General features: G+C 71.9%; 10 protein-coding genes. 5 read left to right on the top strand and 5 right to left on the bottom strand.

All coding sequences use genetic code 11. The features are described 5' to 3' along the window. The first annotated feature begins 308 nt into the window (after positions 1–308). A complete protein-coding gene (locus ACFRFC_RS15305) occupies positions 309–1,103 on the top strand; it encodes a class II aldolase/adducin family protein (RefSeq protein WP_382680439.1) in 795 nt (264 codons plus the stop codon). 57 nt (positions 1,104–1,160) lie between these two features. Here the strand turns inward: ACFRFC_RS15305 and ACFRFC_RS15300 are convergent, their stop codons facing one another. Further along, positions 1,161–2,078: a DUF4429 domain-containing protein gene (locus ACFRFC_RS15300; RefSeq protein ID WP_382680440.1), complete on the bottom strand. Its 918-nt coding sequence runs from the start codon at positions 2,076–2,078 to the stop codon at positions 1,161–1,163. 341 nt (positions 2,079–2,419) lie between these two features. On the opposite strand from ACFRFC_RS15300, the gene ACFRFC_RS15295 reads away from it, so the two are divergent. Both ACFRFC_RS15295 and ACFRFC_RS15290 read left to right on the top strand, forming a co-directional pair. Next, a complete protein-coding gene (locus ACFRFC_RS15295; RefSeq protein WP_382680441.1) occupies positions 2,420–3,697 on the top strand; it encodes a hypothetical protein in 1,278 nt (425 codons plus the stop codon). 226 nt (positions 3,698–3,923) lie between these two features. Beyond that, the gene (locus ACFRFC_RS15290) at positions 3,924–4,460 is read left to right on the top strand and encodes a DoxX family protein (protein WP_382680442.1); all 537 of its coding nucleotides are present in this window, start codon (positions 3,924–3,926) and stop codon (positions 4,458–4,460) included. A gap of 15 nt (positions 4,461–4,475) precedes the next feature. On the opposite strand, the gene ACFRFC_RS15285 is transcribed toward ACFRFC_RS15290, so the two are convergent. Continuing rightward, a complete protein-coding gene (locus ACFRFC_RS15285) occupies positions 4,476–4,718 on the bottom strand; it encodes a hypothetical protein (RefSeq protein WP_382680443.1) in 243 nt (80 codons plus the stop codon). Continuing rightward, positions 4,705–5,973, bottom strand: a complete 1,269-nt coding sequence (locus ACFRFC_RS15280) for a PspC domain-containing protein (protein WP_382680619.1) — start codon at positions 5,971–5,973, stop codon at positions 4,705–4,707. Before ACFRFC_RS15280 ends, ACFRFC_RS15285 begins: the two co-directional genes overlap by 14 nt. A gap of 1,010 nt (positions 5,974–6,983) precedes the next feature. Here ACFRFC_RS15280 and ACFRFC_RS15275 point away from each other — a divergent pair. Next, the gene (locus tag ACFRFC_RS15275) at positions 6,984–8,276 is read left to right on the top strand and encodes a PspC domain-containing protein (protein ID WP_382680444.1); all 1,293 of its coding nucleotides are present in this window, start codon (positions 6,984–6,986) and stop codon (positions 8,274–8,276) included. Beyond that, entirely contained in the window at positions 8,273–9,016 is a 744-nt protein-coding gene (locus ACFRFC_RS15270; protein WP_382680445.1) for a LuxR C-terminal-related transcriptional regulator, read from the top strand. Before ACFRFC_RS15275 ends, ACFRFC_RS15270 begins: the two co-directional genes overlap by 4 nt. 20 nt (positions 9,017–9,036) lie before the next feature. On the opposite strand, the gene ACFRFC_RS15265 is transcribed toward ACFRFC_RS15270, so the two are convergent. Beyond that, positions 9,037–11,862, bottom strand: a complete 2,826-nt coding sequence (locus ACFRFC_RS15265; RefSeq protein ID WP_382680446.1) for a KGGVGR-motif variant AAA ATPase — start codon at positions 11,860–11,862, stop codon at positions 9,037–9,039. Next, the gene (locus ACFRFC_RS15260; RefSeq protein ID WP_382680447.1) at positions 11,859–13,595 is read right to left on the bottom strand and encodes a DUF4062 domain-containing protein; all 1,737 of its coding nucleotides are present in this window, start codon (positions 13,593–13,595) and stop codon (positions 11,859–11,861) included. Before ACFRFC_RS15260 ends, ACFRFC_RS15265 begins: the two co-directional genes overlap by 4 nt. Positions 13,596–13,632: the final 37 nt, after the last annotated feature.

Here is a 13,632-nt window from a genome sequence, read left to right as displayed (position 1 = left end):
ACGAACCCACCCCAGCTCACGCCGCCCGCCCCATCGGCACCGGAGCCGTCCCCCCTGGTGCCGTCCCCACGGGTGCTGTCCGCGCCGGTCACATCCCCACCGGCACCGTCCGCCCCGGCACCACCCGCCCCTGCGCCCGCCTCGGTCCTGTCGTTGCTCGCACGTCTCATATGACGAGTCTGACCGTGAATCCCGACATCCACTGTCCGGTATCGGCCAGAGGCGTCCTCTTTCGGGCGCAGCTCTGTCATCTTCGCCAGCCCGACGGTAACTTCCCGCCCGTAAAGCAGCCCAGTGCCGGAGGATCCATGCTCGGCCCCACTCCGCCCCCACCCCTGCCCACCGACCGGCTGCGCTTCGCGATGCCGCCGATGCACGAATCCCTGGAGGACGAGCGCCGGCACCGCAAAGAACGGCTCGCGGGCGCACTGCGGATCTTCGGCCGCCAGGGCTTCGAGGACGGGGTCTCCGGCCATATCACCGCCCGCGATCCGGAGTTCTCCGACTGCTTCTGGGTCAACCCCTTCGGCATGCCCTTCCGTCATGTCACGGTCAGCGATCTGGTCCTCGCCAACCAGGACGGGCAGGTCATCCAGGGCGGCTACCACGTCAACCAGGCCGCCTTCACCGTCCACGCCCAGGTCCACGCCGCCCGCCCCGATGTCGTCGCCGTCGCCCACTGCCACTCCGTGCACGGCCGCGCCCTCGCCGCCCTCGGTGACCTCCTCGACCCGATCACCCAGGAGAGCTGCGCCTTCTACGAGGACCACGCCCTGTACGCCGGTTTCAGCGGTGTCGCCGTCGACAGCGACGAGGGCCGCCGGGTCGCCGATGCCCTCGGCTCGCGCAAGGCCCTTGTCCTGCGCAACCACGGACTGCTCGCCGTCGGCGACTCGGTCGACGCCGCCGCCTGGTGGTTCCTGTCCATGGAACGCTCCTGCCAGGTCCAGCTCACCGCCCGCGCCGCAGGCCGCCCCGTCCTGATCGACCACAAACTCGCCACCGCCACCCGGGAACAACTCGGCGGCGATCTCGTGGCCTGGATCAACTACCAGCCCCTCTGGCAGGAGATCAGCCGCAGCGAACCCGACCTGCTGAGCTGACGCCTTCCGAGGGGCGCCCTTCCGAGCCGACGTCCCTCCGAGCCGGCGCCCCCTCGCCTAGAAGTCCCGCAGCACCACCGCCTTCGTCATCGTGAACTCCTCCTCCGTGAGCACCCCGTCCCGGTACAACCTGCCCAACTCCCGCAACCGCCGCAGCAGTACATCGTGGTGATCGGCCCCGGGATCGTCCCGATACCGCCTCGAAGTCGCGGCCGAGGCCGGCGGGCGCAGCGCCGGGTGGTCCTCGGCGCCCGCACCCTCCCGGTCCGTCGACGGGTGCGGCAGCCGCGCGGTCACCGCCGTCGCCACCAGCGCCGTCAGCAGATCCCGCCGCACACTGCCCCACAGATCCAGCGCGTACGGGTCTTTCTCCGGCGGCAGCTTCGAGAACACCGCCTCCCGCGTCACGAACCGCAGGAACCCGTCCTCGTGACCCGAGTTGGGCAGCCACTCCACCTGCGTCAGGTCCATCACGTCGATGATCCGCGGCCCGGTCGCCCGTTTCACCCGGTCCGTGGTCTCGCTCCAGTCGATCCTGACCCGCGTCCCGTCGAACGACACCGTCCCGTCGCTCGACCGCACCGACACCGGCACCGGCGGCCCCGGCAGCAGATATGCCCCCGTCGGCTCCTTGGGGATCTGGTCCAGCAGCAGCGCCTGCCGGATCTCCTCCGCCACATACTCCGCGACCTCGGTCCGGTCCACGTCCACCGCCAGCCGGTACGGATCCGCCGCGTCCGGCAGTCGTCCGCCGGTCGCCTGGAGCAGCGGGTCCGCCCCCTCGCGCAGCCGTAACCGCAGCCTGCCCCGTCTGCGCTCCGGCTCGTGGACCACCCCCGCGACCGCCTCCAGCGGCACGGTGATCTCCCCGTACGTCTGCCGGAACAGCGGCACGGACCGGTGCAGCCCCGGCGTGATCCGGACCGTCGTGCCGTCGAAGGCCCAGGTCCCGTCCCGCTGGATGATCTCGGCCATACGGAAATTCTCGCAGCCGGGTCAACACGGCGACCCGCACTTCATCCCCGCCTCTGCCCGGTCCGTGGACCTGCCGGGCGGGCACCGGCCCGGGTAAGGCACAATTCGCTGTCATCACAGGGGAGTTGTCTGCCGGTGCCGGAGGCCCGGAGGGGGGCCGGATCACCGGTCGGCCGGGCGGCCGGACGCCGCCAGCCGGTCGCAGCGGGTCATGTCGCGGCGGGTCAAGCCGCATTGCGTCATGTCGCCTCAGGTCATTCGTGTCGTGCGTGTCGTTCGTGTCATTCAGGTTGTTCGGGTTGTTCGAGTTGTTCGGGTCATGGGGAAGGCGGTCGTCGGGCGTGGCGGTGCAGGAGGCGGGGGCGGGCGCCCGGACGGGTGGGCACGGGGGCGGCTGCACCTGCGGGGACTGCCCGCACGGCGTACGGGCGGGACATCGCAACGCGGTCGCCGAATTCCTCCGCCACCGCGACGAGTTCGCCGCCGGGAAGGGCCTTCCGGCCGCCGTCGCCCACTCGGCCTCGGCCTCCCGCCAATGGGTCTCCGAGGCACTCACCCAGTCCGCCGAACACGTCGCCGAACGCAGCCGCGCCGAGGGCGACGCCTGGCTGACCCGCCTGGGGGCCCGTACCGCCGGCACCGTATGGGCGGCCGTCGTCGTCCTCCTTCTCGTCCAGGCCCTCACCGCCATCGGCTCCGGCTGGACCGCCGCCCGCACCGCCGCACTGCTCGCCGCGCTCCTCGTGGCCGCCGCCCTCACCGCCGCCTCCTGGTACCACCGCTCCCGGGGCGGCGCACTGGCCCCCGTCATCGGTGAGGACAACCGGCTCTCCACCTCCCGCGCGGTGGCCGCCGCCTGGGTGCTGTTCATCGCGTACGCCGTCCTGGTCCTCGCGGGCAGGCTCGCCGCCGCCTCCACCCCGCGCGAACGGGACGCCCTGATCTCCGGCCTCGACCTCGCCCGCGGCGCCGGTGCCGTCACCGTCCTCGCCGTGGTCAGCGCGATCGCCGTACTCGTACGCCGGATCGTCGGGGTACGTGTGCTGGGCCAGCGGCTCCAGAAGGTCCGCGCCGACCGCCCCCGCGCCGCCGACCTGCTCACGGACGACTCCGGCCGGGGCACCTTCGCCGACATCCAGTACGTCCTCATCAGCGCCGTGGCCCTGCTGTTCGCCGCCGTCCGGCTCGCCCGCCGCCCCGACCAGCTCCCGGACCTGCCCTGGGGCCTGGCCGTCGTCGTACTGATCTCCGCCGCCACATACCTCGCCGGCAAGTACGCCGACGGCGGCCGTCCCGTGATCCTCTCCGTCGTCCGCGCCCGCGAGGCCGGTGACCTGGACGCCCCCATCCGTACCGGCGACGACATCGAGATCCGCGGCGCCGGATTCGTCCCGCCCGGTGCCCAGACCGCCGACCGCCTCGCCCGTATGGTCGTCCGCATCGGCACCGTCCATGTCCATGTGCCCCTGATCCCCGTCACCGGCGGCTTCAGCAACCCCTCCGACACCCTCCTCACCGTCCCCGTCCCCGTCGAGGTGGAACCCGGCCGGGCCGCCGTCCAGGTCGTGACGGCGGCGGGCGTGGAGACCGACCGATACGAGATCGACGTCACGGACTGACGGGCCCGGGACCCAGCCGCCGGCCCCCGCCCGGCCGGGTCGCCACCGCTGTTGCCAACCCACCGGGCAGTACCCCGGGGGCTCCACGGCGCCGGACCCCGCCCCCGCCCTCTGGCGCGGAAGGCCCTCAGCCCGAAAAACTGTGCCAACGACATTGAGCGGGTCCTCCCTTTCATACGTATGGTCATTCGAGGGGTCTCGGCGCGGTGAGAGGTGGCTGACAGCGATGACTCACGGTTATCGGACGGATACGCACTCCCCCTATGCCGACAGCGGTGGCCGGGGGGACTGGCGGGACAACGCCGGCCGGTACGCGCTGCTGCCGCTCCGGGTGTTCCTGGGCGTCACCTTCATCTACGCGGGCCTGGACAAGCTCACCGACAGCGCGTTCCTGAAGGACTCCGGCGCGGGTTCCATCGGCGACCTGATGCGTGCCGTCCGTGGCTCCTCGGCGATCCCGGCCCTGATCGACACCGCCCTGGACAACCCGGTCGGTTTCGGTTACGCCATCGCCTTCGGTGAACTGGCCGTCGGTATCGGCACCTTGATCGGGCTCTTCGCCCGGATCGCCGCGCTCGGCGGTGCCCTGATCTCGCTCAGCCTCTGGCTGACCGTCAGCTGGGCGGCCGACCCGTACTACTACGGCAACGACCTCGTCTATCTGATGGCCTGGCTCCCGCTCGTCCTGGCGGGCGCCCCCTTCCTCTCCCTGGACGCCGTCCTGCGGTCCCGGCGGCGGTCCAGGTCGGGGGGTTACTACTGACGGCGGTGCCGACGGTCAGCGCCGGGCCTCGGACGCCGCACCCGCGCGGGTGTCGTCCCTCAGGGCCCGGCGCCTGCGTATGAAACGGCCGGTCACGCCCACCGCACCCGCGAGGAACAGTCCGAACGCGACCAGGGGAAAGATCGCGAACCAGGGTGTCTCCCACGCCCCGCCCGCGTCCCCGGCGTAGACGATGCCCGCCAGGATGACCACGAAGCCCGCCACCAGCTTTCCGGGCTGGAACTCATGACGAAGCACGGCTCACCTCCGCCTGTCCGACACCGACCTGGAGATGCAACTCCAGCGTTCCGGCGTTCTTCGCGTCCTGCGTGGGGGGCAGAGTCATCTGCCGGAACTTTCCGGGCGCCACGTCCACGTCCTGCTGCTTCTCGCCCGGCAACTGCATGTCGCCCAGGCCGACGTCGACGCTCACTCTCACCGTCGCGTCCGCGGGCACGATCACCCGCAGCCGGCCCACCCCCACCTCGGCGCGTGTGCTCACCGTCTGCCCCTTCGCCACGTCCACCTGGGAGAGGTCGAGGGTGCCCTGGCCGGTGCCGAGGTTGTACTCCCGCTCGACCTGCGCCACGGCGGCCGGCTGCCATGTCGTACGGGTCCACTCCGTGCTGACGTCCTTGGGCAGTGCCGCCGCCCCGGCCAGCAGACCGGCCGTGAGCACTGCCATGAACACCGAGCCCGCGCCCGTCCGCCCCAGGAGGGAGCTGACGGCTATGCCCAGGCCGAAGACCAGCATGGCGCAGGCCAGGCCCGTCTGGAGGCTGGTGCCGAGCGGGTGCTCCGCCCAGGTCAGCTGGGTGCCGAGGGCGCCCGCGACCAGCGCGAACAGGAAGGTCCAGCCGCCGATCCAGCGCGGGCCGCGTGACTTGGGCGGCGCCGGGTGCGGTGCCCGGTCGGGCCGGGTGCCGGCCGCGACGTTCCCGAGGGTGATGTTGACGGCCGCCGCGAAGTCCCGCTGCCGAGGATCGCGCGGCCCCCACAGATATCCGGTCCCTCCCACATGTGCTCCGTCCTTGACGATGGGGTCCCGCCACCACGACGGGTACGCGGATCCGACCGGCGGTGCCTTCGGCTCCGGCGGGGCGTCGGCGGCGGCCTGGGCGGCCAGCGGGTCGGGGCGGGGCGCACCGCGCCGCTGCGACCAGTACCCGGCGCCCGCGAGGAGCAGGGAGAGGATCACGGCGAACGTGAGCACACTGCTGTTGTTCAGCATGGTCAGGAAGGCCCCGCAGCCGACCAGCGCGAACAGCACGGCCGCGAGGGCCTGGCCGTCGACCCGGCCGGTGAAGAGCTTCCTGATCTCGTTCTCCTCCTCGTCCTCGTACGGGATGAGGAGCCAGGCGAAGCCGTAGAAGATCAGGCCGATGCCGCCGGTCGCGGAGAGCACGGCGAGGGTGATCCGGAAGATCACCGGATCCATGTCGCACTGCCGCCCCAGTCCGGCGCACACCCCCGCGAGCAGCTTGTGCCGCCGGTCCCGGCGGAACTTGCGCAGTGCCTCCGGCTCACCCGGTGCCCCGGGATCACCGGGTCCCGGGGTCGCGCCCGGCCTGCCCCCGGGACCGGCCGGGGGTTCACCATGGCCTCCGCCGCCGCCTCCGGGACCACCGGCACCGGCACTGCCTCCGGGTGGCGGGGCGCCCTCGCGGGATCCTGCGCCGGATCCTGCACCGGGTCCCGTGCCGGATCCCCCGCCGGGACCGGATTCCGTGCCCTTCCAGGGTCCCGAGCCGGAGCCGGAGCCGGAGGCGGTGCCTGAGCTGGGGTCGGAGTCGGGACTGGAGCTGGAGACGGAGCGGGAGTCGGAGCTGGAGCGGGAGTCGGGGCCGGAGCTGGGGCCTGAGCCGGGTTCGGGACTGGAGCCGTCGCCGTCGCCGACGCGGGAGCCAAAGCCGACGCCGAAGCCGGAGCCTGGACCGGGCCTGGGACCAGGGTCGGCGTCGGGACGCGGGACACTGCCCGTGGCCCCGACCGCCTGCCCCGCCCCGCCCGGCTCCCGCGCCCGATCCGTGGTGCCTGTCGTCACTGCTCCCCCGCCGATCTCGCCCTCGGTCCTGTCCCCGCTCTTGCCTTCGCTCTTACTCCCGGCCCTGCCCGTGCCCTGACTTCCGGTACTGCCCCCGCCCCTACTCCCGCCCTCGCTCGGGGCCGGTCCGGCGGTGGTCGTCGGTTCCTCCCTCGCGGCCGGCTTGATCCGCGTGCCCGCCCGCTCGTGCGTGCCCGCGCCCCCGTGCGCGCGCGGTTCCTTTTCCGCGGCGGCCGGGGCGGTGGCGCCGGACGGGCTCGGGCCGGGCCCGGGGGCCGCGGCGTGCCGGTGATCTGTCATGGGTCCATGGTGACGGCCGAGCCGCCGCGGCGGCAGTCGGTATGACCCTGGCCCGACCCTGATATCACCCCTGAGCCGGGCCGGGGGAAACGTTCGACGGATCGCCCCCTCGAAGATCAGGGGCGTCTCGGGGGACAACCCTGATGCTCCGCTCCGCCGACCGTGTGACCATCGATGGCATGCCGGACGTCGCAGCAGCGCCACTCATCGAACCGCGACCGCCGCGCAAGCTCTACCGCAGCGGCGACGGACGCTGGCTGGGGGGCGTGGCGCGGGGGCTCGCCGGGCATCTCGGCCTGCCCGTGATCTGGGTGCGGCTCGTCTTCGTCGGCCTGTTCATGGCGGACGGACTGGGCGCTCTGCTGTACGCGGCGTTCTGGTTCTTCGTCCCGCTCGGTGTGGGCGGGGTCGAGGCACAGCGACCGCCCGCCTTCGTCACCACCGAGACCTCCCCCGAGGGCCGCCGCAGAATAATCGCCCGCAAGCCCGACAAGGGCCAGATCGTCGCCCTGCTCCTCATGGTCGTCGTGGCCATGGTCTTCGTGGGCAATGTCAACGTGGGCGGTGGTGCCACGGCCTATCTGTGGCCGACCGTGCTGGTCTCGGCCGGTGTCGCCCTCGTGTGGCGCCAGGCGGACAACGCCCGCCGGGCCCGCTGGGTCGAGGTCGGCCGCCGCAAGCGGACCCTCAACCTGCTGCGTTCGGTCGCCGGCGTCCTGCTGGTCACGGCCGGTGTGACCGCCATCTTCGTCCTCCAGGGATCGGCCGCCCACCTCGGCTCGGTCCTCCAGGCCGCCCTCGCGGTCCTTGTGGGGATAACGCTCCTCGCCGGGCCCTACCTGGTCCGGATGACCCAGGACCTCTCCCAGGAGCGCCTGATGCGCATCCGCGCCCAGGAGCGCGCGGAGGTCGCCGCCCATGTCCATGACTCGGTGCTGCACACCCTGACCCTGATCCAGCGCAACGCGGAGAACGCCAACGAGGTGCGCCGCCTCGCCCGAGCCCAGGAGCGTGACCTGCGCACCTGGCTCTACAAGCCCGAGGGCACCGGCAAGGACGAGGCCGAGGAACCCGACACCCTCGCCGACGCGGTGCGGAAAAACGCGGCCGAGATCGAGGACAAGCACGGCGTCCCCATAGAGGTGGTCGTCGTCGGGGACTGCCCGCTCGACGAGAGAATAGGGGCGCAGATGCAGGCAGCGCGCGAGGCAATGGTGAACGCGGCCAAGTACGGTGGCGAGGGCGGTGCCGTGCAGGTCTACGCGGAGGTCGAGGGCCGGACGGTGTTCGTCTCCGTCCGGGACCGGGGCCCCGGCTTCGATCTCGACTCGATACCCGCCGACCGCATGGGCGTCAGAGAATCGATCATCGGCCGTATGGAGAGACACGGCGGCACGGCGCGGCTGCGCGCGGTGCCGGGCGGCGGCACGGAGGTCGAGCTGGAGATGGAGAGGGCGGAGAACACGTCATGAGCGACCCGACCGAGGCGAACGGCATGGCGGGAGCGGCGGAAGGCGCCGACCCGGCGGAGCCGGCCCGGCCCGCCGTGGGGCGGCATGTGCGCGTGGTCCTGGTCGACGACCACCGGATGTTCCGTACGGGGGTGCAGGCCGAGATCGGCCAGACCGAGCAGACCGGCGTCGAAGTGGTCGGTGAGGCCGCGGACGTCGACCAGGCGGTCACGGTGATCACGGCGACTAGGCCCGAAGTGGTCCTGCTCGATGTGCATCTGCCGGGCGGCGGCGGGGTGGAAGTGCTGCGCCGGTGCGCCCCGTTGATGGCGGACGCGGAGCAGCCCGTGCGCTTCCTCGCCCTGTCGGTCTCCGACGCGGCGGAGGATGTGATCGGTGTCATCCGCGGCGGCGCGCGCGGCTATGTCACCAAGACGATCACGGGCACGGACCTGGTGGACTCCATCTTCCGGGTCCAGGAGGGCGACGCGGTGTTCTCGCCGCGCCTCGCCGGGTTCGTCCTGGACGCCTTCGCCTCCACGGACGCGCCGCCGGTGGACGAGGATCTGGACCGGCTCACCCAGCGCGAGCGCGAGGTGCTGCGGCTGATCGCCCGGGGCTATGCGTACAAGGAGATCGCCAAGCAGCTGTTCATCTCGGTCAAGACGGTGGAGTCCCATGTGTCGGCGGTGCTGAGAAAGCTCCAGCTCTCCAACCGTCATGAGCTGACGCGGTGGGCGACGGCGCGGAGACTGGTGTGAGGCCGGGGACGCGAGCTGGTTCAGGGGGTCAGTGAGCGGCGCTCGTGCCGCCGGGCGAAGAACAGAGTGACGCCACTTCCGGCGACCCCGGAGAAGGCGGCCACGAGGGTCACGATCGCGGCAGGTGACCAAGAGGCCGAGTCGCTCCACACCATGGACAGCAGCAGGAACCCCACTCCGAGCAGGGAACAGGCGATGTTGAGGCGGGCGAGCCGCCGTACTCTGCGCCGCCTCGTCAGGTCGGTTTCCGACGCCTTCAGATAACGACTCTCCACTCCGGCGAGGGTGATCGGACTCTCCGCCAGCATGGCGTGGACGGAGGCCAGCGGCTCCTCGCCGAGCAGGCCCACCGGGGCCTGACCGGACTGGTCCCATTGCCGGGCGGCAGCCGACAGTCGCTGGCGCAACTGGAGCGCCGCCGACACCGGGGCGATCCAGATCTGTAGCCGTGGCCACGCTTCGACGAGTGCGGCGTGGGCGAACTGCACGCTCGGAGTGTTGTGGGCGTCGGTGGTGGTGGAGAGCAGTCTGCCCCGGACCATCCGTTCACAGACGGCGGTGGCCCCCAGCTCCGCCACCTCGGCCATCGACAGCAGTTGCGGACGGTGCCGGCCATCGGAGTCGAGGGAGACGAGATGCAGCAGAAGGGTGCGGGCGTGGGTCTTCTCCTCATCGGTGAGCGACTGGAACAGTCCCTCGGCGATCCGGGCCAGGCTGCCGTCGGCCCCTTCCCACTCCGCGTACGCCTGGTGGGTGAGGTAGCCGTCCTGCCGCCGCGTCCACAGCGCGTGCAGGGTGGTCTGGAGGATGGCCAGGACGCCCGGTCCTTCGCCCAGGTCCGCGACCAGCCGGTCGGTGAGGCCGGGTTCCGGTTGCAGCCCGGCGGTCCGGGCGGGCAGCTCCATCGCCTGCCGCATCTCGTGCTCGGTCATGGGACCGACCGCCACGGTGGCCGCTGCGAGGAAGCCCCCGTCCACATCCACGTCCAGCGGGAAGAGCAGGTCGGTGCGGAGCACGGCGATCGGCAGGACCCCGCCCTCCTTGGACAGCGTGCGCAGCCAGGTGATCACGCGGTGGCGCAGCCCGGTCTCCACCGAGGTGAACAGTTCCTCGAAGCGGTCGAGCACGAGGACGACCCGTTCCGCGACCGGCAGTTCGCGCAGGGTCTCCAGCAGTTCCGTCCCGTCCGCGCAGCTGTGCCGGACGACGATCGGCCACAGATGGCTGCCCGGGAGCCGGCCCGTGCGCAGGGCCGGCACCACTCCCGCGTGCACCAGGCTGGTCTTGCCGCTCCCGGCGCCGCCGGTGATCGTGCACATCCCGTACCGGTCCAGGGTGGACAGGACCAGGTCCACCAGCGCCTCCCGGCCGAAGAACACGGGGGCGTCCACCTCGGAGAAGGCGGCGAGTCCGGGGTACGGGCTGAGCGGTTCCTGGGGCGGCTCCGGGCGGTTCGTCTCCACCAGCCTGAGGGCGGCCCGTGCGGTCTTCACCAGTTGTGGTGGGGTCGCCCCCGTGCGGAGATCGATGAAGTTGTACCTGCGCAGCTGCTCCGGCGGCTGCTCGGCCCCGGGCAGCAGGACCGGCAGCACGACCGAGTCGTCGCGGGCGGTGAGGGCCTCGATCTCCCGCAGTTGCCAGCGGCTCGGGCCTCCCGGGCCGATGAGGACCAGGGCGAGCCTGGCTCGATGAATCTCCTCCAACGGCTGGCCGGGCCGCAGATCGGCGACCTGGAGCCTGCTCTCCTTGGTCAGCCGTTCGCGGAGCTGATCCGCCGTCTTCTGATCGGCCGGGAGGTACGAGAGGAACACGTCCGGACTCGCGAACCGGGTGGTCGGGTCGTACCGGGTCTCCACCGGCTCGGTCCCCCGGAGGCCGTCGGCCATGGTGGCCGGGCGCAGGGCGGCCAAGGGGCTGGTGTCGGGGGCGAGGAGTGTGATGGCGGTGCGCAGATGGGCGTAGGCGTCGGCGAGGCCGCGGCGTTCGGTGGAGCGGCGGGGGTCGGTGATGACCTGCTCATCGAAGGCGTAGGCCGGTTCGTAGGGGATCTGGAGGTCCCAGAAGGCCAGGCCGGAGCGGGTGAGGGCGCCGGGGGCGTATGGGTCGAAGGCGTGGCGGAAGCGTTCGGCGAAGGTGTCGAGGAGGGCGGTGTCGTTCTGGTCGACGCGGGCGGGGACGACCAGGACCTCCAGCGGCCGGTCGCCGCGCACCTCGCGGACCTGGGGGGAGAGGAAGTGCCGGACCATCCAGGCGGTGCCGTCGACGTTCTGGAGGTTGGGGGCGCACAGGGTGACGATGGTGTCGGCGAGCTGGTAGGCGCAGACGCCGCCCAGTTCGGTGACGCCGGTGCGGCTGTCGACGAGGACGATGTCGTACCGCTCCGCGCACGTCCGGCGGAACCACTCGAAGAACAGTTCGCCCGACCAGACGAAATAGAAGTCCTGCCAGTCGAAGCGGCGCAGCTCGGCGCCGTAGCGGTTGATCTGCTCGTCCGTCAGGCGCCGTCCCGCCGGGAGGAGATCGAGGCGCCCGCCGTCCGAGCGGCGCGGGTAGACGGTGCACAGATAGCGGTCCAGATCGCGGAAGGCGTCGTCCTCCTCGGCGCCGGCCGACTCCGGAGCGGCCATGGACATCGCGTACTTATAGGCGAGCAGCAGATCCAGCAGGCCCTCCCGTTCGCGCACGCGTTCGTGCGGGATGGGAAAGAAGTGTTCGAGTCCGGGCGCCTCCAGATCGAAGTCGACCATCAGGACGCGCATTCCGCTCCGGGCGAGCTGGTCGGCGATATTGGCGAGGGCCATGGAGCGGCCGACACCGCCCTTGTAGGAGTAGAAGGTGACGATCACGTCGCTCCGCCTTCGGTGATGAGCCGGGCCATCGAGACGGTGGGCCGGGTGCCCAGTTCGGCTTCCAGCAGCCGGGCCTTGGCGGCGCTGGGCCGGGCGGTGCGGTGCGCGTCCAGGGTCTGCGGCAGGCTGCCGCGCAGCCAGCGGTCCAGATGGCGGCGGCTGGCGACGTTCATCTCGCACAGCGGGTCGAGATCGGCGCCGAAGCGACGGTCGGTGTGGGAGAGCCGCAGGGCGAGTTCACGGCGTATCAGCTCGTGCGGGGTGCCCATGGCCGGGTCGTCGGGGGCGACGGTGATGAGGGAGACCTGGGCGCCCCGGTACAGCGGGGAGGCGACGAACGCGGTCTCCAGCTCCGGTGCGAGCAGCGAGAGTTCATCGGCGAGGACCAGACAGCCGTTGCGGGCGATGTCCCGGAAGAGCAGGGAGTGGGCGGGGTCGTAGCGCAGCAGATCGTCGAAGCCGTAGTACTGGAGTCTGATCTTGCGGCCGCGGAGCAGCAGGTCGGGGTCGTTGACCCCGCTCACGGCGTCCTCCAGGATCTGCCGGACGGTACGGCCGTCGCCGCCGAAGGGTCTCCAGTCGGTGCGGGCGGGGCCGTACCGGATGGCCGCCGCCTCCGGTGGCAGACCGAGGCCGCGCACGATGTCGGCGACCGGCCCGGACGGGGTGCCGAGCAGACCGGCCGCCTCCGTGTCGGTCATGGCCACGACCACGACGGGCAGGCCGATCTCCTGGTCGTGGCGGCGGGGCAGGACGGTCCGGGAGAGCAGCTCGTGCAGCTGGTTCTGCGGCGGCTCGGCGGCCCGCGCGCCGGATATCGGATGGGTGATGTCGAAGGGGTCGGGGTCGGGAGGCGTCCAGTCGCCGTGGCCGGGCGCGGTGAGTCCGAGGAGGGGAGCAGAGGTGCGGTCGCGGACCAGGGTCAGGATGCGGCGGGAGCGTTCGGGGTGCTCGCCGAGGATCGTCGTCAGCGCCGGGGAGCGCAGGAAGGCGACCGCGCGGGCGGAGGTCACCGCGCGGTCCGCCTCCAGCATCTCCTCGGGCGTGGTGGCGAGCAGATGCGTGCTGGAGGTGGTGATGTGCCACAGCGCGCCGAGCGCGGTGACCAGCCGGTCGGCGGCCTCCTGGTCCTTCGGGGCGTGCAGCAGATGCAGATCACCGGTCAGGCGCCGGGGGTGCGGCGGCTCGGCGACCGGCCGGGACGGGATGTCGCCGGTCAGCGGCAGATGCAGATGCGCGGCCACGGCGGGGACCACCTCGGCGGCCAGCTGGTGGGGGTTGCCGAACCAGCCGACGCCGTGTTCCTTCATCAGCTCCGTACGCAGGCGCTTGATGCTGTGGCCGGGGTGCGCGCCGGGGCCGGTGAGGGCGTCGATGTGCCGGGTCGGCCACTCGGCACCGTCCTTCACCAGGAAGATCAGCCGCCGGCACCCCGCCTCACCGGCCTTGCGGTACTCCAGTTCGGTGATCGACCGCCCGTCGGGGTTCAGCGCGTCGGACTCCGGGACGCAGCCGTAGCGGAAGCCGAAGATCCCGATGTAGAGGTCGCAGCCCGCCACGTCCGCCAGGCACTTCTCCACCGGGCGGTTGTCGAAGGCGGCGTAGTCCTCCATGGCGATCACCTGGAGCCGCAGCCGCCGCAACGCGGCCAGCACCGCCGCCCGGCAGTCCGCCAGATCGGCCACCGTCGACGACAGATAGACCTTCACACTGCGTACCTCGCTCCTCACGCGATGCGGAACAAGGTACAGGCGGACAGGGGCAGTT

Source organism: Streptomyces sp. NPDC056734, from assembly GCF_042790455.1.
Classification (GTDB): domain Bacteria; phylum Actinomycetota; class Actinomycetes; order Streptomycetales; family Streptomycetaceae; genus Streptomyces.
Note: the sequence above shows the minus strand (reverse complement) of the source record. Positions and strands in the feature narration are given on the sequence as shown.

Bases quoted from the DNA above. Each gene is read 5' to 3' on its own strand.
- ACFRFC_RS15305 (WP_382680439.1), top strand. From the start codon at position 309: ATGCTCGGCCCCACTCCGCCCCCACCCCTGCCCACCGACCGGCTGCGC.
- ACFRFC_RS15300 (WP_382680440.1), bottom strand. From the start codon at position 2,078: ATGGCCGAGATCATCCAGCGGGACGGGACCTGGGCCTTCGACGGCACG.
- ACFRFC_RS15290 (WP_382680442.1), top strand. From the start codon at position 3,924: ATGACTCACGGTTATCGGACGGATACGCACTCCCCCTATGCCGACAGC.
- ACFRFC_RS15275 (WP_382680444.1), top strand. From the start codon at position 6,984: ATGCCGGACGTCGCAGCAGCGCCACTCATCGAACCGCGACCGCCGCGC.
- ACFRFC_RS15270 (WP_382680445.1), top strand. From the start codon at position 8,273: ATGAGCGACCCGACCGAGGCGAACGGCATGGCGGGAGCGGCGGAAGGC.